Here is a 22,000-nt window from a genome sequence, read left to right as displayed (position 1 = left end):
CTCAAGTACAGCCTGCGGCTAGCTTCCTAGTTTGCTCTTTGATTTTCATTGAGTATAAAATCCTAATTTTGCAAAGATTTCTGAGAAGTTTTGGTTGATTGTTTCAAGTGAAACTTGAACTTCTTCTCGCGTTTGATTGTTCTTGACGGTGACTTGTCCGCTTTCGACCTCGCTCTCTCCAAGAGTAATCAGAGTTTTAGCAGCAAAGACATCGGCTGACTTGAATTGCGCTTTGAGTTTACGGTTGAGATAATCACGCTCTGCTTTGAAGCCTTGTTGGCGCAATGCTTGTACCAACTCCAAGGCTTTCAGATTTGCTCCTCCACCAAGAACAGCAATATAGACGTCGAGAGCGTTTTCGATAGGTAGGGTCACCCCTTGTTTTTCAAGGACTAAAAGCAGACGCTCTACACCAAGCCCAAAGCCAAATCCAGCAGTTTCAGGACCGCCAAAGTAGGCAACCAAGCCATCGTAGCGACCACCTGCACAGACTGTTAGGGCATTGCCGTCAATTTCTGTGATAAACTCAAAGATGGTGTGGTTGTAGTAGTCCAGTCCACGTACCATATTGGTATCAATGATGTAGTCTACTCCGAGGTTTTCCAGCATCTGACGAACAGCATCAAAGTGAGCTTGGCTTTCTTCGTCAAGGTAATCCAAGATAGAAGGTGCATTCTCCACTGCTACCTTGTCTTCCTTTTCCTTAGAGTCCAAGACACGGAGAGGATTTTCCTCCAAACGACGTTGACTATCCTTGGACAAGGTCTCCTTAAGTGGCGTCAAATAGTCAATCAAGGCTTGACGATAGGCCGAACGGCTCTCAGGATTTCCAAGAGTGTTAAGGTGCAATTTAACACCTTGAATGCCGATTTCTTTCAAGAAATGAGCTGCCATAGCGATTGTTTCCACATCAGTAGCTGGATTGCTAGAACCAAAGCACTCCACACCAATCTGGTGGAATTGGCGCAAACGGCCTGCTTGTGGACGCTCATAGCGGAACATAGGGCCCATGTAGTAGAACTTACTTGGCTTTTGAACTTCTGGTGCGAAGAGTTTGTTTTCCACATAAGAACGGACGACTGGAGCCGTTCCTTCTGGACGGAGGGTAATATGGCGGTCACCCTTGTCATAGAAATCATACATTTCCTTGGTTACGATATCGGTTGTGTCTCCAACAGAACGACTGATGACTTCGTAGTGCTCGAAAATAGGGGTACGTACTTCTGCGTAGTTGTAGCGTTTGAAAATTTCACGCGCAAAGCCTTCAACGTACTGCCACTTGGCAGACTCAGCAGGTAAAATATCCTGCGTTCCTTTTGGTTTTTGTAATTTCATAGGGAATCCTCTTTAAACTTAATAGTCCTATTTTACCATAAATAAAGGGATTGGGACAGTGTGAAAAGAAGACTAACACCTAAATTTCATTTTTGAGATTAAAACTAGCTAGAAGAATCGCAAGCAAGGAAAGCCCAACAAACAGAGCCCATGTTAACTGTATATCCCATACTGCCACCAGTGAAAAACAGGCCGTCCCCACTGGTATAGATAGAGTAAACAACAAACCTAAAAAATTACTGGTACGAGAGAGAACCTCTGGAGCAAGATTTTTCATGAGCAGAGCACTTATCTTTGGAGAAATTTTCCCAGAAACATACATGGTAAAAAAGACGAAAAGCATCCCGAGCAAGACTTGGTTTAACAAATTAGATAGACCAACTAGACTGGCTCCTAATGTGACCCACATCATCAATCTAGGCAGAGATTGCTTCCCAAAATAATCATTGCCCGTAAGGCTACTGATGATAACCGCTAATAAGGTAATCAATTGTAAGATAAACAATGCATCCTTGTAGGAAAAATTCAGTAAGGAATGATTTAAAAGGAAGATGTTATAGATACCACCTAAGGCACCACCCAAAGCATTGATAAGCAAGATAGCAAAGAGCATAAAACCAAAGTTTTTATGTCCACTTTTAAGAAAAACGAGACGTAAGTTTCGGTAAATCGTTAAAAATTGATCTTTGATAGAAAGTTTCTCATTTTTCAGTGATTTACTATCAACAAGTGGAGTTGATAAGCTTAATTCAACCCTTCCTAAAAAGAGAATGAGAGCTGACACTAGGAAAAATATGGCATTGATTCCCGCTACGAGCGAAAAGTTCTGTGTTGACACCCCTAATAGCCAAACTCCAAAAGCTTGACCGCCAATCGCAGAGATGTAGGTAATAAACTGCGAAAAGGAATAGGCCTCCATCAGATCTGACTCTGCTACCTTTTCTTTAACGAGAGGCATTCGCAAACCGCCAGCAAAATCACTGGCTACATCACTAAGGACATTGATGAGGCAAAGGGTCGAAAAGGCAAAGAAACTAGCTTGCTGAACAACTAGGGCTGCTAGAAAAAATAAAACCGCCTGAAATAAACCGACATAGGTCATCCATTTGACCTTGTCCTTGGTATAATCTGCCCGAATTCCCACAAAAACTGTAAAAAGAGTTGGAAGCATCATCACAACATTCGCCATGGCAACGGCAACAGAAGCCTCTGGCAAAGTTGAGGCATAGACCACAAACACTAAATTAAAAATGGAAGCTCCAAAAGCATTGAAAAATCGTGATAAGCTCAAAACTCTGTATGCTTGATTTCTTAGTAATAGTTTCATATAGATTCCTCTCTTTCTCACATACTACTTTTATGGTAGCTCTAGTATAGCATCAAGAATCTTATGAGAAGACGTTTTTGAATATATGCAACAGATTAAACGAATAACGAAAACGCTAGAATTTTCTACTACTAATAAGTATCTTCACAGTCCTATCGTTTCAATTTAATTCACCTAGTTGCAAATATTCAACACTCCATGGCACTTCTATAATAATCTGCAGATTTGCTACAACCAATCATTTCAAAAATACGGACAGCGTCCTCCATTTTTCTCTGTCCTTCCTCCGCTCTTCCTTGCTTACTATCAAGCAAACCTTCTGCCCATAGGTAGACTATTCGAAAATAGGTTTCATTTTCTTCAAAGAAGTTCTTGTCAATTTGTTTTTTGAAATAGAGGGCATTGGTAAAATCATCAACTTCAATACAGGCCATAAAACCATTGAGGAGCAAGGTGTGCATCATATTCCGATTTTTCCCAACTCCTTGCAAGAAATCTGACTTCCGCAACATTTCCCGAGTATACTTTGTCAAAAGCTGGACTGATAAAAGAGGAGAGCAGGAAGAAAAGAACGAAAGTTCATAGAGCCCCCAAATTTCAACAGAAAATAGATAATCATGTAGGACTCTTTCTTCCTCAGAGGTCAATGTAACCGTCTCATCAATGGCTTTCATATAGGATTTTATCAAAATAGCATTGAGAATATGTTGCTGTTTATCCTTTGAAAAAGGAAGTTGTTGATATTCTCTCTGGTAGATAGTGCGCAAGGATGTCAAATCTTGAGGGTCGATAGCCTCGACTATTCTGTTTCTAAATTCAGAATAGGCATCCTGATGAAAACCTCTCGCTAAAAATAACAATTCTTCCATACTCGCATGAATATTCTCCAAAGCTGTGATTAACTTTGGAGCAGATATTTCACTTTGACCATTTTCAAAACGTGATAATAAAGATGCTGAAAAGCGTCCACCTGTTGCTTTTCTCAAGGAGATTTTTCTGGACTCCCTTAACTCTTTAAAAACTTTTCCTAAATTCTTCATACTCTTACCAATCGTCTTTTATTTTTTCCTATTTTACCACATTTCCTAATAAATACTAGTTCCAAGCCAGCATTTACAATCTGAGCCAGGCATGATACAATGAATAACATCAGATATACGAAGGAGAACTTATGAAAAAGAATATCTTGACAACCCTTGTAGCTGCTCTTGTCTACTTTCTCTGTATCGGAGTGGGGGTTCTACTAGGGAACTTTGTCGACCACACTGGAAATATGTTTTACGCCCCTGCCTTTTCTGCTCTTGTGGGTGGTAGCGTCTATATGATCCTTTTAGAAAAAGTACCTCGTTTCGGAGCGATTACTTCGATAGGACTTGTAATTTCTCTATTTTTCCTCGGGAGTAAGCATGGTGCTGGAGCCTTTCTGCCAGGAATTATCTGCGGTCTTGCAGCAGATGGCATCGCTCACCTAGGTCACTACAAAGATAAGGTCAAGAACCTTCTTTCCTTCCTAGTTTTTGCTTTTGGTACTACTGGTCCCATTCTACTCATGTGGTTGACCCCTCAAGCCTATATTGCAACTCTAGTCGCCCGTGGAAAATCTCAGGACTATATTGACCGCATCATGGTTGCACCGAATCCTGCTAATATCCTCCTCTTTATCACAAGTGTTTTCATCGGCGCTTTACTTGGTGCCCTGATTGGACAAGCACTTAGTAAGAAATTCGCAGATAAAATGTGATAGAAAAAGAGCCACACGGCTCTCAGTAGGTAGACAAACCCTTTCGGTAATTTTACTACATCTTGAAAACTCTTAGAAATGCTGAAACATGCCATTTTTAAGAGTTTTTTATTTTCTCTAGTAAAAGAAAAAGATTGAAGAAAATTGTCCAAAATTGACTTTTTCTTCAATCTAAGAGCTAGCTGGCTCTTTTTTTTATTTATGACTTAACTTCTTGGTCAAAAAGTCTCCCAAGAACTGAATTGTAAAGATAATCAGGATAATGATGAGAGTCGCAAGGACTGTTACATCATGATTGAAACGGTTAAATCCATAGGCGATAGCTACGTTACCGATACCACCTGCTCCGACTGCTCCCGCCATAGCTGTTTCACCAACTAGTGAAATCAAGGTTACAGTTGTCACACGGATCAAGTCTGGTAGACCTTCCGATAGGTAAACACCTACGATGTCCCAGAAAGTAGCTCCGCTAGCTTGAGCTGCCTCGATGACACCGCCATCTAGCTCTGCCAATACCACCTGTACCTGACGAGCAAAGAAGGCAAAGACTGCAAAAGATAGGGGTACAATAGCCGCATTTGGTCCGATACTTGTCCCTACGATTAGATGAGAGAAGGGTGACAAGACAGCCAAGAGAATGATAAATGGCACCGCACGGAAGATAGAGGTAATCTTGTCTAAAATCCAGAAAACAACTTTATTTTCCAAGACACCACCTGGAGCTGTCAAGACAAGGAAAAGCCCTGCAACCAGCCCTAGGAAACCTCCGATGATGAAGGAAAGAACCGTCATATAAAGGGTCAAGTAGATTGCTGTTCCCCAGCCAGCCTGACCAGACCAACCCATCTTATAGACGTTTGGTAAGTATGTTTGAATCAATTCTGCCATCTTACTGTCCTCCCTTCAATACTTTTAGTTGCACACCAGCCTGACGGATAGCATCTTGAGCGCTTGTCAAGGCTTCTTTTTCCCCTGACAAGACAACCACCAGTTCACCCACAGGAGTACCATCCAAAATTTCAATGTTTCCATAGAGAATATTGGCTGTTACTTGGTAGTGCTTATACAATTCATTTAAAAGTGGCTCATCTGTAGAAGCTCCTGCATACTTGAGTTGTACCAGAATACTATTATCAGATAAGTGCTCTACGATTTCTTGTTTCTCAATCTTGACCATAGCTTCATCGATACCTGTCGCAGTCGAGATAAAGTCTTGAGTCAAAGGTTGTTTAGGATCTGAGAAGATTTCAAGAACGCTACCTTCTTCAATCAAGCGACCGTCTTGCATAACTGCTACACGATTGGCAATGTCTTTGACAATCTGCATTTCATGCGTAATCAAGACAACAGTCAAGCCTAATTTTTGGTTCAAATCTTGCAGCAAAGCTAAGATTTGCTTGGTTGTCTTAGGGTCAAGGGCAGAAGTTGATTCATCTGAAATCAAGATTTTTGGATCATTTGCCAAGGCACGCGCAATAGCCACACGTTGTTTTTGACCTCCAGAAAGCTGTGAAGGGTAGTTTTCGGCACGGTCCGCAAGACCAACCAAGTCAAGCAGTTTAGCTACTTTAGCCTTCTTTTCTTCCTTGCTGAGACCAGAGTGTTTAAGGGCAAAGGCTACATTCTCCTCTGCTGTCTTCTGGCTCATCAGGTTGAAATGCTGGAAAATCATCCCGATATCCTGACGTTTACGACGCAACTGCTCGGCCGTCAAGGTCACCTTGTCATCAAAAATCACATCGTCATCAATGGTAATTTTGCCTGCAGATGGCTTTTGTAAGAGGTTAATAACACGAACCAGGGTTGATTTCCCTGCTCCAGAATATCCTACAATCCCGTAGATATCCCCTTCTTGAATGTGAATGGTCACATCCTTGACCGCTGTGATGGTTCTTTTCTTTTGGTGGAAAGTCACATCAATCTGGTCTAATTTGATAATGTCTCTACTCATAACTTCTAATCAGCTCCTCTACTAATTCAATATGGGTGTAATAATCGGCGATTCGCACATTTTCATCTCCACCGTGGTCTCGGCTATTGGCATTTCCTAGACCAAAGGCAACCATAGGTACTTCTAAGGCATCAAATACCGTATGCATAGGACCTGTACCAGCCGTTGTTGGCAAGACAGATACGCCCTGTGGATAGAATTTCTTGGCCAGCTCAATGACATTGAGAATGGCCGGCGCACTCATGTCACTTCGATAGCTCATCTCACCCAAAGTATAGTACAATTCTACCTTATCAAAACCGTTTTTGTCTAGTTGTTTCCGAATTTTCTCTAAAACATCATGTGGATCTAAGCCAGGAACCAAGCGGACTTCTAGCTTAGCGCTAGCTTCTGCTGGTAGAATCGTTTTAACTCCTTGACCTTGATAGCCTGACTGAATCCCTTCGATATTGAGCGCTGGTTCAAAGAAGAAACGTTTGAGAAAGGCTGTACGTTCCTCTTGTAAAAGTGGTAATTCCAAGCCATAAATCTGGCTGATTTCCTCTGGATTGCGTTGAGCATAGGTTTCAACCAAGGCCAACTCACGTTCATTCGGCTCCTGCACATCATCGTACAAGCCTTCAACTAAGATACACCCATCTGCAGCTCGCAAACTAGTCAATGCTTGGATGAGATACCATGGAGCTGACTCCACAATACCACCATAGCTGGAGTGGATATCCACATCGGCACTCTTGACCTTGGCATCAAAGGTCACAATACCCTTATTGCCGCCAGAGATTTCTAGTTGTTCCAAGGCATTCTTGGTCCCTTGCTCCCAGACCAATAAATCTGCTCCACGGAGTTTATCTGCATGTTTTTCTAGATATTTATCTAAGTCCATAGAGGCAGACTCCTCAGCTCCTTCCATGATGAAGCTGATATTGACAGGCAGATCATCATGATCTTGCATGTATTTTCTCAAAGCACTCAAACGAGCTGTGATATGCCCCTTATCATCATCAACCCCGCGTCCATACATGATGCCATCACGCACAGAAAGCGTAAATGGATCCTCTGTCCAGACTTGGTCGCCATCCGCAGGTACTGTGTCATAGTGGTTGTAGAAAATGATAGTCTTGGCATTTGGGCGTGAACTTTTAAAATGCGCCATGACAAAGGGTGCCGTATAACTCTCATCAATCTCGACCTCTGCACCTACACGCTTGAAAATCTCGCCTAGATAACGAGCCACCTCTTTAAGGCCGACTTGTTGGGCAAAGACTGATTTTTTAGAAATCAGGGTACGCAAAACTTCAAAGTAATGTTGCGCTACATGATCCTTTTCAAACTTTTCAATTTGTTCTTCTTGGCTAGGGAAAACCATTTTCTCTCTACCTTTCTACTAGGACTTGTACCTTTGGAATCAATACAAGTGGATATTCCTTTTCTTTAGTCTCTATATAAAAGCAAGAGGTGGAAAAATCTCTCCCACCTCCCTGTGTTTATTACCAAACTGGTTGATCCAAGCCGTCTGAAGTTTCTTCGATAACTTTTTTCACTTCATCAGTGTGGTAAGCTGCGATAATTTTCTTGATTGCATCAGCTTTAGGTGATGATTCCCAATCTTTTTTCGCAACGATGATGTTGTACCATTGTTTTGAGTTTTCGTCAGCTTGCTCTTTAAAGAGTGCTTTCTTGTAGTCCAATTTTGCTTCTGTAACAAAAGTGTTGTTTACAACTGCTGCATCAACTGAAGTCAATGAACGAGCTGTTTGGCTAGCGTCCAACTCAGTGATTTTCAAGTTCTTTGGATTTTCTTTGATGTTTGCGATTGTAGCAAGTTCAGTTCCTGAAACATCCAATTTAATCAAACCTGCTGATTGAAGAAGGTAAAGGGCACGGCTTTCATTAGTAGCATCGTTTGGAATAGCAATTTCACCGTTGTTTGGGATTTCTTCCACTTTAGTGTACTTGTTTTCTTCCCCGTTTTTACCTGAGTAAAGGCGGATTGGTGAGATATAAGTATCTGCAATCGCTACAAGGTCTTTACCGTTTTCTTTGTTCCAGTTGTTCAAGAAGTTGTAGTGTTGGAAAGCGTTCAAGTCTACTTCACCATCAGCAGTTGCTTTATTTGGTTGTGAGTAGTCTGTAAACTCTGTGAATTCCAATTTAATTCCGTCTTTTTCAACCAATTCTTGGACTTTGTCCCAGCGTGCTTCTTCTGAACCGCTACGGTTAACAGTCGCAATTTTAACTGTAGTTGTGTTGTCTGCTTTCTTGTCTGAATTTCCGCAAGCTGCAAGTGCAAGGCCTGCTACTGTAGCGATAGCTGCTACGCCTAACCATTTTTTAATTTTCATGATTCGTTCTCCTTTAAAAATAATACTGTAATAGTATCTCACACTTTATTTGATTTCGCAAATTGTTATTAGATAGGCAGACATATAGTTTGAAACTATATGCCTAAAAGTTATAAAATCATCCACCTACGAGAGAATGGATGATTTACAAACTTATTTAATATCAGCTTCTGCTGGCAGATAAGAACCGCCAAAGAACTGTTGAGATAGCTTTTCAAGGGTTCCATCTTTATATAATTCTTGGATGCGTTTGTCCACAAATGCCTTCAACTCATCTTGACCTTTGGCAAGAAGTGGGTATACGTAAGGTTGTTGGTCGCTTGGAAGTTCGATAACTTTCAAGTTATCCAAACCTTGGTCCTTGATGACTGTTTCAACACCGATTTTATCAAAAATCTTGTAGTCAAATCGGCCATCACTCAAACGTACCATGATTTGTTGGAAGTCCCCTTTAACGTAGTTAAGGATAGTTGGGTTATCTGAGTGTTGTTTGTTGTAGTCTTCTAGCTGTTTAGCAGATGTTGTTCCTTGAACAACTTCAGTAGATTTTCCACCGATATCATCAAACGATTTGATGCTAGAGTCATCTTTTTTCACTACAAGAACGTTAGGGTTTTTAGCAGTTGGAGCTGCATAAAGGTATTTTTCAGCACGTTCTTTAGTGTAGCTGATGTTGCTAACAGCCATTTGGTAACGATCAGCATCAAGTCCTGCAAAAACACCTGACCACTCTGTCTTCTCAAACTTGACAGTATACTTGTCAGAATCTTTAAAGATAGCGCGAACCACTTCAATCTCGTAACCAGTCAATTCGCCATTTTCTTCATAGTTGAATGGTTTTGGTGTAGCATTGGTTACAACGATAATTTCTTTTTTACTAGATGTTGCTTCACCAGATGCAGCATCTTTCTTTTCACCGCCTGAGCAAGCTACCAATACACCTGCGGCTACAAGCCCTAGAGCAGCAAGTGATGAATATTTAACGATTTTTTTCATGATATTTCCTCCAAAATAGAATACAATCTTATCTTAACAGAAAAAAAGGAATTACGCTATTATATGATTTCTATATTTGTGATAGGTTTTCTTTATGGCTGATTAAAAGACCAAACGTAGGACTGCTATCAAGACCACCCCAAAGAGAACAGTCCCTACAAGATTGCGGTAACGAAAGGCTACAAAGGCCGTTGGAAAGATTGCTAAAAAGTCTAACCACTTTATCCGCGGAAGGCTTCCAACTTTTCCTGTCACCACACTTGAAAGAATCAAGGCAAAGATAATAGAAACTGGTAGAAATTTCAAAAAGCGCTCTACGACAGGCGGCAAACCCTTATACTTGGCTAGGATAAAAGGAATCATTCTTGGAATCCAAGTCACCAAGCCAGAAAAGACAATTGCTAATAAAATATACTTACTGACCATCCAAGACCACCCCCATGGTACAACCTAGCAAGGTCGCAAACAGAACAGCTAATGACTGAGACACCACCGTCAAGAGCAAAAAGAAAGATACAGCTACAACTGCTAAAATTATGAAGAGATTGCGCAAAGGAATCCGTTTTTGCATAATCTGAAACTGGGAAGTAAAAATCCCAATAAACATCCCCACTAGGGCAAAATCTAAGCCAAAAATTTCTGGATTTGGTAGAAGTCCACCTAGAGCAGTTCCGACAATAGTTCCGACAAACCAAGCTACATAGCTGTTAAGGTTGTTCCCGTGCATCCACATAGGATTGACCTTATCCGTATGCACCAACTCGCCCATCAAAACGCCATAGGTCTCATCGGTCAAAAGACTGGACATACCGATATTGTGCCAGAGACTGGTATGACGGAAATAGGTAGACGCATGTAAGCTCAACAAAAATAGACGCAAATTGATCAAAAAGACCGTCATCACAATAGCAGCTACTGGAGCTTGAACTGCAATCAAAGCTATCATGGCAAACTGAGCGCTCCCAGCATAAACAAAGAGACTCATCAGACCCATTTCTACTGGTGTCACATAGGGCGAACCGATAATCCCACAAGCAAGGCCAATGCTGACATATCCCAGAGCAGTCGGTACCGCAGCCTGCACACCCTCCCAAAATCCTTTTTCTTTCATAGACTTCCTCACTAATCATTCCTTCAGTAACTGCTTTCCAAACAGTCACAGCAAACATTATTATAACATATTCGTAAAATAGAAAAAAGTCTGCTGATTGACAAGAACAGAAAAAGACTGGGAGGCCAGTCTCATGATGCAACTTATAAACTATTTTAGATTTAATATCCAAATACCAATAAACTAACAACGATTAAAAATGTATTCCACAAGATATGAAGAGCCATTGGCCAATAAACTGAACGAGTATAACGAAATAGCATAGAGAGTAGCAAACCTGCACCTGCATAAACGATGAAGTCTGTTAACACCCAGCCATATTGTAAAACATAGATGAGACTAAAGAGTGTGGAGGAAACGACGACATCAACATAATACTTTTTAAATTTGGACAATGCTGTCATCAGAAGCCCACGAAAAACCAACTCTTCAACGATAGGAGCAATGAGACTGCCATAGAGAATGCGCATTATAAAGTAACTAATTCCTGTCAAATTAGCTGCTTCTTTCATCATTTCGCTCCCATTTTGCGTGCTAGGAAAAATCAGAGTCGTTATATTTACCCACACAAACATCAGTATAAAGAAAAGAAAGAAGACACCCAGATAAGCCCAACGAAACTGGAAGCGACCGCATTCTTTCCAACCTTGACTCTTTACAAGAACCACTGTAGCAGCAATCCCCTCAAGGGCGATCAACAAAATTTGTAAGCCATAAAATCCAAAATCTGATAATTGGTTAACAAATTCTAACCTTGCTATAAAATTGAAAATTAAGTAATAGATGGTTATTATCAAAACAGTTGACAAGTAGAATTTCGTTTCTTTCCTTTTCATCGTTGATCCTTTTAAGTTTTAGTTACACCATCTTCCAGCTAAACTTACCCAAATCCCTTTTATCCAATCAAAAGCACCGCAATTAGGACTTTTCCCTTGATTTAAGATTCTTAAAACCCACTAAAATAACAAGGGCAGAATTTGAGCAATGGCATTATCAACTATATGCAGTCCAATAGACCAATAAATAGACTTTGTCACTCTAAAAAAGACTGCCATTATTAGACCACCACCCATATATACGAAAAAGTCTGTCAAGACCCAACCATGACTACTGATATGCAAAATGCCAAATAAAGCAGCCGAACCAAGCACATCCAGTCCCCATTTCTTCCCTTTTTCCAGAGCTGTCATCACCAATCCACGATAGATCATCTCTTCAAAAATGGGACCTGCAATCACTGGATAGAAAAAATACATCAAAAATGCAGTAGGACCTGTAAAAGTAGGAAGATCCAGTTGATAAGAAATTGCATTTTGGGTAGGTGGGAAAAGAATAGCTTTAACGAAATTCCAAACAAAAAAAGCTAGAAGAGCTAAAAAGAAATAGAAAAGATAGGACACTTTAAATTTTCTGCTATTGATTTGTTGCCATTTTCCTGACCAAATCATGGCAACAAGAGCAAGCAAAACCACAAGAAAATTCAACATCATATCCGAAAAGTAATAGCCAAAATCAGATAGGCCAGCAGCCAAGTCGCTGTGTAAAACCAGACGGATGAAGAACTGGTCCGCAATGATAAGTAGAATAGCTACAAACAAGTAGTAACGTGAGATTATCTTTTTCATATATCACCCTTCTAAAATCCAAACACCAATAAGCTAACAATAAGCAAGAAGGTATTCCATGAAGCATGTAAAGCTATGGTCCAATAAATAGAGCGTGTACAGCGAAACATCATGCAAAATATCAAGCCCATTACAAAGTATAGTATGAAATCTGTCGTTATCCAACCATGCTGTAAAACATGCATAGCGCCAAATATGCCAGCAGAAACAAGAACATCAATATAGTAGTTTTTAAATTTAGACAAGCATGTCATCAAAAAACCACGACACACTATTTCTTCTGCTATAGGTGCGATAAGGCTACCGTAAAGTACACGCGTAATAAAATAGCTAAAGCCAGTTAAACTGGTGGCTACTTCCACTACCGTACTTCCATTTTGCGTACGAGGAAAGATACGAGTTGCTAGATTTGCCCACACAAATAATAAGAAAAAAGAAAGAATGAAAACACCCAGATAAGACCAACGAAACTGGAAACGACCATACTCTTTCCAATGTTCACTTTTGACAAAAATAATTGTAGATACAGTTCCCAGAATAAGTACCAATAAAACCTGAAACACATAGTAGATCTCATCAGACAAAGCTACAGTAAAATCTAAGTCTGGTATGACATTAAAAATGAGGTAATAGGTCAAAAGCAACAAGCCAGTTGCTAGGTGAAATTTCATTTCTTTCATTTTCTTTATTTAATTACTTCCTATACTATTTTATCGACGACGTCTTAACCACTCACCTGTTGGCTCTACAGCCCAAGCAAAAGCACCACGATGAGGACTCTTCACTTGATTTAAGATTTTGAAAATCCTCTAAAATAACAAAGGAAGTATATGCACGATACCGTTATAGACTATATGCAGTCCAATAGGCCAATAAATAGACTTTGTCACTCTAAACAAGACCGCAAATATAATACCGCCGCCCATATATACGAAAAAGTCTGTCAAGACCCAACCATAATTACTAATGTGCAAGATTCCAAACAAAGCAGCAGAACCAAGCACATCCAGTCCCCATTTCTTCCCTTTTTCCAAAGCGGTCATCACCAATCCACGATAGATCATCTCTTCAAAAATAGGGCCTGCAATCACAGGATAGAAAAAATACATCAAAAACGCCGTAGCGCCTGTAAAAGTCGGAGCAGCGAGTTGGTAAGCAAGTCCATTTTGGGTAGGTGGGAATAGGAAAAATTTAATAAAATTCCAAATAAATAAAGCAAGAAAAGCTAAAAAGGAATAAAAAAGATAGGACCATTTAAATTTTCTACTGTTGATTTGTTGCCATTTTCCTGACTTAATCATGACAATGAGCGCAAGCAAAACTACAAGAAAATTCAACATCATATCCGACAGATAAAATGCAAAGTCAGATAGACCAGCAGCAAAGTCGCTGTGTAAAACTAGACCACTGAAGTACTGGTAAGCAATGACAAGTAGAATGGCTATAAAAAAGTAGTAGCGTGAGATGATTTTTTTCATTCTATTTTCTCCTATACTATGGAATGAAGACAGTATAACACGAAAAATTCCATATTTTAAAAAATCGCATATTTGACATTTTTTCTGATAGGAATTTCACATTTGCGATTTCTAACTAATCAATAAGTTTTTGGTATTGCTGGAAGCGTAATTCAAAAAGGGCTGTTAATTGTGGATTTCCTAATATTTGCAGAGATTGGATAAAGTATTCAATCTCTTTTTGATTGCTTCCCTTGGTCTGAAGGAAAACACTCAATTTTTTTAAAAATTGCCATGATACTTTCTCAAAAACATCATAGGGACGCAGCATACTCTCCAACTCAGCTTCAAAGATTGGGATGTAAGAGAAAAGTTTGCGCTCCATGAACTCTGAGATGATATTGAGATACCCACTCTTCATATACAGTCGATTGTGTACTAACTCTTTAAATTCCTTGGATTTTTCAAGTAAAGAGGTGGATAAAAAGATCAGATCTTGATTGCTCAAAAAAGGCATGGTATTGCAAAAGATATAGAGTTCAAACCAGGTCCAAGACTCAATAGCGTAGAGATAGGTGGTCAAAAACTCGCTATCCTCCTCTGCTAGTGGGTAGCTTTTATCTAGTGAATGGATAGCATCTTTAATCACAATAGAGTTCAAACGACGATAGGTCTGCGCCATCTGTTCTTGCTCGACTTCCTCCAAGAGTTGCTCTAAGCCAGCTATATCTTGATGGGCAAAGCGATCCACAATCCTTCTACCAAATCGCATATGTGGAGATTCTTGGTAGTTGTTGAGCTTGTGTCCAAACTCATCGAAGGTCACATTGATCCCTTGGATGGCTAGGATCAACTTATCCGCAGACAGCATGGACTGCCCTAGTTCAAACTTGGATAGCTGAGAGGCTGTTAGTCCAGCACAAGCCACATCTGACTGCTTGAGCTTTCTCGCCAGGCGCAATTCCTTGTAAAATTCTCCCAATTCCTGTTTTTCAATCATGGCCAAACTCCCCTTTAAATATTCCCTTTACTATTCTATTCGTAAAAACTTTTTACTTTTTTAACATATTATAAAATATTTTAGCAAAAAAGCCAGCTTCAAGCTGACTTTTTATTCTATAGTATCAAAAGCAAGACTTGGTTTGGCGTTTAGCTCCAAGCCTGCAAAGTTTTCTTTGTTCCACTCGCTAACGCTGGCATAGGCAATCATACCCGCATTGTCTCCACAGAGGCGCAGAGGTGGAATGATGACCTTAACATCAGTGATTTCAGCTGCCAAGCGTTCTCTTAATCCTCTATTAGCTGCCACACCACCAGCGACGACTAGAGTTTTAACAGGGTATTTTTCTAAGGCCTTCTTGGTTTTTGCCATGAGAATGTCCATAACTGCAGCTTGGAAGGACGCACACAAGTCCTCTGTAGACAGGCTTTCTCCCTTTTGCTCGGCATTGTGGTGAAGATTGATAAAGGCAGACTTCAAACCTGAGAATGAGAACTCCAGATTATCTTCCTTAATCATGGCACGAGGGAAATCATACACATCCTGTCCCTGATGAGCAAGTTCATCGATCTCCCGACCTGCTGGATAGGTCAAGCCCATGACACGACCGACCTTATCATAGGCCTCGCCAACCGCATCATCTCGAGTTTCACCAACGATCTTGTAATCACCAGCCTCAGAAACATAGACCAACTCTGTGTGCCCACCACTGACTAAAAGGGCTAGCAAGGGGAACTCCAAGGGCTCGACACTTTGAGCCGCCATCAAGTGGCCAGCCATGTGGTTAACGGGAATTAGAGGTAGTCCATGTGCCCAGGCAAAAGCCTTGGCAACTGACAAACCAACTAGCAAGGCTCCGACCAAGCCTGGTCCGTAGGTAACCGCAACGGCTGTCACGTCCTCTTCGGTAATTCCTGCTTCTGCCAATGCCTCCTCGATACAGGCTGTAATGACCTCGACATGATGACGACTGGCTACTTCTGGTACTACGCCACCAAAACGTTTGTGACTCTCAATTTGACTAGCAATGACATTGGACAAGAGCTCATCGTCGTTTTTCAAGACAGCAACACTGGTCTCATCGCAAGATGTCTCAAATGCTAAAATATATCTATCCTTCATCTATTTCTCTCTTCATGATAATGGCGTCCTCGACTGGATCATGGTAATAGGCCTTTCTCTCAGCGATGACTGACATTTTTTCTTTCTTGTAAAATGCTTGCGCTCGGTGGTTGGACTTTCTGACTTCGAGGAAAATCTCCCTGTCTGTCGGCAATGTTACAAACAAGGCCGAGGCTATCCCCTGACCTTGATAGGCTTTTTTGACAGCAATTTGCAAGACTTCTGCTTCAAAGATATTTTCCTGAACAGCTAGAAAACCTATCACTTCTATCCCATCGTAGGCTAAAGCATACCAGGTCTGGTCTTGAGACAGGTCTGCTTGGATTTGTTCCAGAGTCCAAGGACTGACTGGGTAAACATCTGCCATAACAGCATAGATAGCTTGAGCAAAGTCAGGTTGCTGTTGGATTCGTTTGATCTCTATCATAGGCGTTTAATGTAAGACTCGCCAGACTCGGTGTGATTCTTGAGCCAGTTTTCCTCAGCTTCGACACGCTTAAGGTAATTCGGCACAAAATCATGCAAGGAGTCTGCTTCCTTGTCCCAAGCACCAAGAGCAATATTAGCTGCATTTGGTAAGGTTTCTAGATAGTTGGCTTGTGGCAATTGTTCTTGGATTTGATCCACAAAGGCTCTAACTTCTCCAACAAAGGTTACCTGCTCAGCATCCTTGACTTTTTCTAACACCTCTTCAAAAGATAGGTGCGCTTCTGGAAAGACTGGCTGGGCATTTTCATAAAATCCTGCATACACATTGTTACGGCGTGCGTCCATCAAAGGGACAACCAAACCTTCCTGCTGGCTCGGCACCAGGGCTAAAAGGCTAGACATCCCAACTAACTCGATGTTCAGAGTATGAGCCAGCGTCTTAGCAGTTGCTACTGCGATTCGCAAACCTGTGTAGCTACCTGGCCCCTCTGCCACTACGATTCGATCCAAATCCTTGGATGTCAAATCCAAACTTGCCATCAAAAAATCGATGGCAGGCATGAGGGTAATACTGTGATTTTTCTTGATATTGATTGTCGTCTCGGCAAGAACTTGCTTGTCCTCTAAAATAGCTAGAGAAAGAGCCTTGCTGGACGTATCAAAAGCTAATACTTTCATAACACATTCCTATCTTTTTGTCTGCTTACTATTATACTACAAAAGAAGGCACATGGGAATTTTCTTTGTTTTGTATCAAAAATCACAGTGAAAAGAAATCTTCAAAAACATTGCAACTTTTCCTTTTCGTTTCCGAATATAAAAGTGAACGAGAAAAAAGGAGGAAAGTTCAATGACAAATTTCGAAAATATTGACAATCAATTTGTATCGCTATCTGAAAATGAATTATCAGATATTGATGGTGGTCTCGCTCCCTTGGTTATCTTTGGTGTAGCAGTTTCTTGGAAAGCTGTTGCTGGCGGAACAGCACTTGTAGGCTCTGGCTTAGCAGCTGGTTATTTTTTAGGAGGTTAGTATGATTAAAGATTTAGACAAATATCATGAAATTTCTAATAAAGAATTGCAAGAAATCAAGGGTGGTTTTGGTGTAGGTGTTGGTATAGCTTTATTTATGGCAGCTTACACCATTGGAAAAGATCTCCGTAAAAAGTTTGGATAAGTCATGCTAGATAAAAGACACATTTTTAGAAGGATGAATTTTATTTTCTTCATCTCTTACAGTTTGATCAGTATTCTCAACGATTTAAGCATTACTACTATACCATTGCCAATTGATTTATCTGTTTGTATTGTTTTATTTTTATGCTTCAACTCTATTTTTGAACAAAACAATCATAACTGTAAAAATAAGGATAGGGCCTGAAAATATAATCTTTGTTTGAGGAAAAATTGGATACCGAATTTGAAAAATCCACCCTATCTTAATAGTTGGGGTGGATTTTTTGTGTAGCTGAGTTCGCTATTTTTTTATAACCTATTTTAAAGATAGGCATTCGTTCAATCAGCAGATATAAATAAACAACTGAAGCTAAGCATTCAAACCAAAGTAAAATACAAACCAGACCACATAGGTTACAAGAAGGAGAAAAATGGAATACAATGTTACAAAGAGAATTTTCCAGTGTACAGCTGTTTTTCTATGTTCCAGCCGAACAAACAGTAGATTGCCACCATAAACACAGGCAACAAAAATCATAAAAGCTACCAAACGAATACCGATAACAAAAGTAAATAAGTCATTCATCTTTCAACCTCCTTGATATAGAAACGTCTCTTATAACTTTATTATAGCACTTGTATCTGAAGTCTTCAAATACTTATACAAGGCAAAATGAAACCCATTTCAAGCTCCTTACTTTCATGTTTCCTGCTTTTACTAATTCCCCTTTTTATGTTATAATTGAGATAATTGTAACGAATCAAGGTCAATAAAGACAAAAAATGAACTGGAATCAAACCAGCTTCAAACTGAGCATTTTTGAATATAGCTGACCTGAAAGCAGAAAGGAAACATATGATTTACAAAGTTTTTTATCAAGAAACAAAAGACCGTAGCCCACGTCGTGAAACAACACGCTCACTATACTTAGACATCGATGCTAGTTCAGAACTTGAAGGACGTATCGCTGCTCGCCAACTTGTCGAAGAAAATCGTCCAGAGTACAATATCGAGTATATCGAACTCTTGTCTGACAAATTGCTAGACTACGAAAAAGAAACTGGCGCATTCGAAATTACGGAGTTCTAATATGGCCTATACTCTTAAACCAGAAGAAGTTGGCGTTTTTGCTATTGGTGGTCTAGGAGAAATCGGTAAAAATACATACGGAATCGAATATCAAGACGAAATTATCATCGTTGATGCAGGAATTAAATTCCCTGAGGATGACCTGCTTGGTATCGACTACGTTATCCCTGATTACTCTTATATTGTAGAAAATATCGACCGCATCAAGGCTCTCTTGATTACACACGGACACGAGGACCATATCGGAGGGATTCCTTTCTTGCTCAAGCAAGCAAACATCCCTATCTATGCTGGTCCACTGGCCCTTGCCTTAATCCGTGGAAAACTCGAAGAGCATGGACTTTTGCGTAATGCTACACTTCACGAAATCAACCACAACACGGAGTTGACCTTTAAAAACCTTAAAGCAACTTTCTTTAGAACAACCCACTCGATTCCAGAACCATTGGGAATTGTCATCCACACACCTCAAGGGAAAATCGTCTGTACGGGAGACTTCAAGTTTGACTTTACACCAGTTGGTGAACCTGCAGACTTGCACCGCATGGCAGCCCTAGGTGAAGATGGAGTACTTTGTTTGCTCTCTGACTCGACCAATGCTGAAGTGCCAACCTTTACAAACTCTGAAAAGGTTGTCGGCCAGTCGATCATGAAGATTATCCAAGGTATCGAGGGACGTATCATCTTTGCATCCTTCGCCTCAAATATCTTCCGTCTCCAACAAGCTACTGACGCTGCTGTTAAAACAGGTCGTAAGATTGCTGTCTTTGGACGCTCTATGGAAAAGGCCATTGTCAACGGGATTGAACTAGGTTACATCAAGGCTCCTAAGGGAACCTTCATCGAACCAAATGAAATCAAAGACTATCCTGCGGGTGAGATTCTGATCCTCTGTACAGGTAGTCAGGGCGAACCTATGGCGGCCCTCTCTCGTATCGCTAACGGAACTCACCGTCAAGTGCAACTCCAACCTGGTGATACTGTTATCTTCTCATCTAGCCCAATTCCAGGAAACACCACTAGCGTTAACAAATTGATTAACATCATTTCTGAAGCTGGTGTTGAAGTCATCCATGGTAAGATTAACAACATCCATACATCTGGACACGGTGGTCAGCAAGAGCAAAAACTTATGCTCCGCTTGATTAAGCCAAAATACTTCATGCCTGTTCACGGTGAATACCGCATGCAGAAAGTCCACGCTGGACTAGCAGTGGATACTGGCGTAGAGAAGGACAATATCTTTATCATGAGTAATGGTGATGTGCTTGCCCTCACTGCAAACTCTGCTCGTATCGCAGGTCATTTCAATGCTCAGGATATCTACGTCGATGGAAATCGTATCGGCGAAATCGGTGCAGCTGTGCTTAAAGATCGTCGCGATCTATCTGAAGATGGTGTTGTACTGGCTGTCGCAACCGTTGACTTCAAGTCTCAGATGATCCTATCTGGACCAGATATTCTCAGCCGTGGATTTGTCTACATGCGCGAATCTGGTGACTTGATCCGTCAAAGCCAACGCATCCTTTTCAATGCTATTCGTATCGCTTTGAAAAACAAAGATGCCAGCGTCCAGTCTGTCAATGGCGCTATCGTAAATGCCATTCGACCATTTCTTTACGAAAATACTGAACGTGAACCAATCATCATTCCGATGATTCTCACACCAGATGAAGAATAAGAAAAAATTCTCTGAAATCCTATGACTTCAGAGAATTTTTGTTATTTCACGACAAGCTCGTAACGAGTTTTGCTGGTGAAAGTTTGGCCTGCTTTGAGGATGACTTGATCTTTAAGGTCGCTATGAATAGCATCTGGCAAAGCTTGTGCTTCAAGAGCAATCCCATTGTGCTGCATCATTGGTTGACCAGCGATGATGACACTCTCATCCACAAAGTTTGCGGTGTAAACTACAAAGCAAGGTGCTTCTGTCTTGAAGAGTAAGAAACGACCTGAATTTTGGTCATAGAGGAAACCAGCATTGTCATGTCCTGCAGGCAGAGCAAATGGATGGTCTAAACCAGATACGAGTTGGATTTGCTCATCTTCTTCTGCAAAGATATCCTTCAACAAGGCGCCATTGTAGATGTGTTTAACCACATCACGATCAGCATCTGGAGTTTTAGCTGGTACTCCATCAGGGGCAATTGGATAGATACCCTCAGTGTTCAATTGGAAGACATGGCGGTCAACAGTCTGAGTGAAATCACCAGATAAGTTAAAGTAGCTATGGTTGGTTGGATTGACCAAGGTATCCTGATCCGTCGTCACCTTGTAGCTAACTTCGTAGGCTCCACTTTCTTCCAAGTGGTAGCTAATCCAGATTTTAAGGTTTCCTGGGAAACCTCCTGTACCGTCTGTTCTTTCTGTGTAAAGAGTCAAACCATGATCATTCACTTCAACTAGCTCAAACAAGCTAGAATCCCAACCAGTTGAACCACTGTGGTTACAGTTGCTGGCGTTGTTAACTTCAAGTTCATAGGACTTACCATTAAGTTCGAAAGTCGCACCTGCGATACGACCTGCCACTGGACCTACACTCGCTCCATGTTTAGGGCTATTTCCCACATAGCTTTCGAAATCATCAAAACCTAGGATAACATTGGCAAAATTGCCAGTCTTATCTGGAGTTACATAACGTAAAATTGTCGCTCCATAGGTCATGATTTCCAGTTGATAGCCTGCTTCCGTTTCAAAACGGTAAGCGAGGACATCCTTGCCATCAACTTTCCCAAATACACGTTCTGTGTATGCTTTCATCCTTCTCTCCTTTTTCTATTTCAATTAAGTAAACAAACCATAGAAAGCGCATTCACTCTCTATGGTTTTATTGTATGATTTACAGACATCTTTGTCAAGAAACCATAGATATTTTATTAACAAAAGTCGTTTCTTCTATTTCTGATCTATGCTTCTACACGTTCAGTCCATGAAGTAGCTGTTGTTTGAAGTACTTTATTGAGTTCATCAATGTTTTCAAATCCAGTTGTACGAAGCCATTCGCGAGCTGCTGCTTCTCCATCTTTGATGTAAGCTTCAACAGATCCAGCCCATGTTGCACGTCCACAAAGAACACCATTGAAGTTTGCACCTGATTCATGGGCAAAGACAAGTGTTTCTTGGAAGAGTTTAGCAGATACACCTGCACTCAAGTAGATGTATGGCAAGTTAGTAGCTTCGTCTTGTGCTTTGAAGAAAGCAGCTGCTTCTTCACGTGTATGAACGATTTCTCCATCGCCAAAGCCTTCAACGTATTTCACGTTAACTGGAACTTCTACTTTCAAGACATCGATGTTG

25 protein-coding genes and 1 pseudogene are annotated in these 22,000 nt (G+C 40.7%); 5 read left to right on the top strand and 21 right to left on the bottom strand.

What is annotated here, in order from left to right; genetic code table 11:
* Positions 1–45 precede the first annotated feature (45 nt).
* From hisS to ADM33_RS01130, 3 genes are all read right to left on the bottom strand, one after another.
* The gene (hisS, locus tag ADM33_RS01140) at positions 46–1,335 is read right to left on the bottom strand and encodes a histidine--tRNA ligase (RefSeq protein ID WP_049502815.1); all 1,290 of its coding nucleotides are present in this window, start codon (positions 1,333–1,335) and stop codon (positions 46–48) included.
* Between the two features lie 79 nt (positions 1,336–1,414).
* Entirely contained in the window at positions 1,415–2,662 is a 1,248-nt protein-coding gene (locus tag ADM33_RS01135; protein WP_049502814.1) for a transporter, read from the bottom strand.
* Between the two features lie 188 nt (positions 2,663–2,850).
* A complete protein-coding gene (locus ADM33_RS01130) occupies positions 2,851–3,702 on the bottom strand; it encodes an Rgg/GadR/MutR family transcriptional regulator (protein WP_049502813.1) in 852 nt (283 codons plus the stop codon).
* Positions 3,703–3,833: 131 nt separating this feature from the next.
* Between ADM33_RS01130 and ADM33_RS01125 the strand changes: the two genes are divergently transcribed.
* Positions 3,834–4,403, top strand: a complete 570-nt coding sequence (locus ADM33_RS01125) for an MptD family putative ECF transporter S component (protein WP_049502812.1) — start codon at positions 3,834–3,836, stop codon at positions 4,401–4,403.
* A gap of 195 nt (positions 4,404–4,598) precedes the next feature.
* Here ADM33_RS01125 and ADM33_RS01120 read toward each other — a convergent pair whose 3' ends face one another.
* From ADM33_RS01120 to tsaB, 15 genes are all read right to left on the bottom strand, one after another.
* Positions 4,599–5,291, bottom strand: coding sequence for a methionine ABC transporter permease (locus ADM33_RS01120; protein WP_049502811.1), 693 nt, complete (start codon positions 5,289–5,291; stop codon positions 4,599–4,601).
* Position 5,292: 1 nt separating this feature from the next.
* The gene (locus ADM33_RS01115; RefSeq protein WP_049502810.1) at positions 5,293–6,354 is read right to left on the bottom strand and encodes a methionine ABC transporter ATP-binding protein; all 1,062 of its coding nucleotides are present in this window, start codon (positions 6,352–6,354) and stop codon (positions 5,293–5,295) included.
* Positions 6,347–7,720, bottom strand: coding sequence for a M20 family metallopeptidase (locus ADM33_RS01110; RefSeq protein ID WP_049502809.1), 1,374 nt, complete (start codon positions 7,718–7,720; stop codon positions 6,347–6,349). Before ADM33_RS01110 ends, ADM33_RS01115 begins: the two co-directional genes overlap by 8 nt.
* Positions 7,721–7,841: 121 nt before the next feature.
* Positions 7,842–8,696, bottom strand: a complete 855-nt coding sequence (locus ADM33_RS01105) for a MetQ/NlpA family ABC transporter substrate-binding protein (RefSeq protein ID WP_000694516.1) — start codon at positions 8,694–8,696, stop codon at positions 7,842–7,844.
* Positions 8,697–8,849: 153 nt separating this feature from the next.
* Positions 8,850–9,692 carry an amino acid ABC transporter substrate-binding protein gene (locus ADM33_RS01100; RefSeq protein ID WP_049502808.1) on the bottom strand — a complete coding sequence of 281 codons (843 nt, stop codon included), beginning with the start codon at positions 9,690–9,692 and terminating at the stop codon, positions 8,850–8,852.
* Positions 9,693–9,794: 102 nt separating this feature from the next.
* Positions 9,795–10,118: an AzlD domain-containing protein gene (locus tag ADM33_RS01095; RefSeq protein WP_049502807.1), complete on the bottom strand. Its 324-nt coding sequence runs from the start codon at positions 10,116–10,118 to the stop codon at positions 9,795–9,797.
* Positions 10,108–10,803 carry an AzlC family ABC transporter permease gene (locus ADM33_RS01090; protein ID WP_049502806.1) on the bottom strand — a complete coding sequence of 232 codons (696 nt, stop codon included), beginning with the start codon at positions 10,801–10,803 and terminating at the stop codon, positions 10,108–10,110. The genes ADM33_RS01095 and ADM33_RS01090 overlap by 11 nt, the downstream gene beginning before the upstream one ends.
* Before the next feature lie 161 nt (positions 10,804–10,964).
* The gene (locus ADM33_RS01085) at positions 10,965–11,639 is read right to left on the bottom strand and encodes a CPBP family intramembrane glutamic endopeptidase (RefSeq protein ID WP_049502805.1); all 675 of its coding nucleotides are present in this window, start codon (positions 11,637–11,639) and stop codon (positions 10,965–10,967) included.
* A gap of 120 nt (positions 11,640–11,759) precedes the next feature.
* Entirely contained in the window at positions 11,760–12,428 is a 669-nt protein-coding gene (locus ADM33_RS01080; protein ID WP_049502804.1) for a CPBP family intramembrane glutamic endopeptidase, read from the bottom strand.
* A gap of 11 nt (positions 12,429–12,439) precedes the next feature.
* Positions 12,440–13,117: a CPBP family intramembrane glutamic endopeptidase gene (locus ADM33_RS01075; protein ID WP_049502803.1), complete on the bottom strand. Its 678-nt coding sequence runs from the start codon at positions 13,115–13,117 to the stop codon at positions 12,440–12,442.
* A gap of 120 nt (positions 13,118–13,237) precedes the next feature.
* Entirely contained in the window at positions 13,238–13,906 is a 669-nt protein-coding gene (locus tag ADM33_RS01070; RefSeq protein WP_049502802.1) for a CPBP family intramembrane glutamic endopeptidase, read from the bottom strand.
* Between the two features lie 115 nt (positions 13,907–14,021).
* Positions 14,022–14,885 (bottom strand): XRE/MutR family transcriptional regulator, encoded by an 864-nt coding sequence (locus ADM33_RS01065; protein ID WP_049502801.1) that lies wholly within the window; start codon positions 14,883–14,885, stop codon positions 14,022–14,024.
* A gap of 111 nt (positions 14,886–14,996) precedes the next feature.
* Positions 14,997–16,007: a tRNA (adenosine(37)-N6)-threonylcarbamoyltransferase complex transferase subunit TsaD gene (gene tsaD / locus ADM33_RS01060; protein ID WP_049502800.1), complete on the bottom strand. Its 1,011-nt coding sequence runs from the start codon at positions 16,005–16,007 to the stop codon at positions 14,997–14,999.
* Positions 15,997–16,434, bottom strand: a complete 438-nt coding sequence (gene rimI, locus ADM33_RS01055; RefSeq protein ID WP_049502799.1) for a ribosomal protein S18-alanine N-acetyltransferase — start codon at positions 16,432–16,434, stop codon at positions 15,997–15,999. The genes tsaD and rimI overlap by 11 nt, the downstream gene beginning before the upstream one ends.
* A complete protein-coding gene (tsaB, locus tag ADM33_RS01050) occupies positions 16,431–17,114 on the bottom strand; it encodes a tRNA (adenosine(37)-N6)-threonylcarbamoyltransferase complex dimerization subunit type 1 TsaB (RefSeq protein WP_049502798.1) in 684 nt (227 codons plus the stop codon). The genes rimI and tsaB overlap by 4 nt, the downstream gene beginning before the upstream one ends.
* A 172-nt stretch (positions 17,115–17,286) precedes the next feature.
* Here tsaB and cibA point away from each other — a divergent pair, with 172 nt between their 5' ends.
* Positions 17,287–17,469 (top strand): fratricide two-peptide bacteriocin subunit CibA, encoded by a 183-nt coding sequence (cibA, locus tag ADM33_RS01045; RefSeq protein ID WP_049502797.1) that lies wholly within the window; start codon positions 17,287–17,289, stop codon positions 17,467–17,469.
* Position 17,470: 1 nt separating this feature from the next.
* Positions 17,471–17,614, top strand: a complete 144-nt coding sequence (locus ADM33_RS01040; protein WP_000588573.1) for a bacteriocin — start codon at positions 17,471–17,473, stop codon at positions 17,612–17,614.
* A gap of 369 nt (positions 17,615–17,983) precedes the next feature.
* Here ADM33_RS01040 and ADM33_RS01035 read toward each other — a convergent pair whose 3' ends face one another.
* The gene (locus ADM33_RS01035) at positions 17,984–18,199 is read right to left on the bottom strand and encodes a hypothetical protein (protein WP_049502796.1); all 216 of its coding nucleotides are present in this window, start codon (positions 18,197–18,199) and stop codon (positions 17,984–17,986) included.
* 270 nt (positions 18,200–18,469) lie between these two features.
* Here ADM33_RS01035 and ADM33_RS01030 point away from each other — a divergent pair, with 270 nt between their 5' ends.
* Both ADM33_RS01030 and rnjA read left to right on the top strand, forming a co-directional pair.
* Entirely contained in the window at positions 18,470–18,703 is a 234-nt protein-coding gene (locus tag ADM33_RS01030; protein WP_000639568.1) for a DNA-dependent RNA polymerase subunit epsilon, read from the top strand.
* 1 nt (position 18,704) lies between these two features.
* On the top strand, positions 18,705–20,384 hold the full coding sequence (gene rnjA, locus ADM33_RS01025) for a ribonuclease J1 (RefSeq protein WP_049502795.1): 1,680 nt from the start codon (positions 18,705–18,707) through the stop codon (positions 20,382–20,384).
* A 41-nt stretch (positions 20,385–20,425) separates the two neighbouring features.
* On the opposite strand, the gene ADM33_RS01020 is transcribed toward rnjA, so the two are convergent.
* Positions 20,426–21,463: an aldose epimerase family protein gene (locus ADM33_RS01020; RefSeq protein WP_049502794.1), complete on the bottom strand. Its 1,038-nt coding sequence runs from the start codon at positions 21,461–21,463 to the stop codon at positions 20,426–20,428.
* A 146-nt stretch (positions 21,464–21,609) separates the two neighbouring features.
* Positions 21,610–22,000 (bottom strand): annotated as a pseudogene (locus tag ADM33_RS01015) (tagatose-bisphosphate aldolase); the annotation flags it as partial.

Source organism: Streptococcus oralis (assembly GCF_001075875.1).
Taxonomy (GTDB): domain Bacteria; phylum Bacillota; class Bacilli; order Lactobacillales; family Streptococcaceae; genus Streptococcus; species Streptococcus oralis_I.
This window is presented reverse-complemented; position numbering and strand designations above follow the sequence as displayed.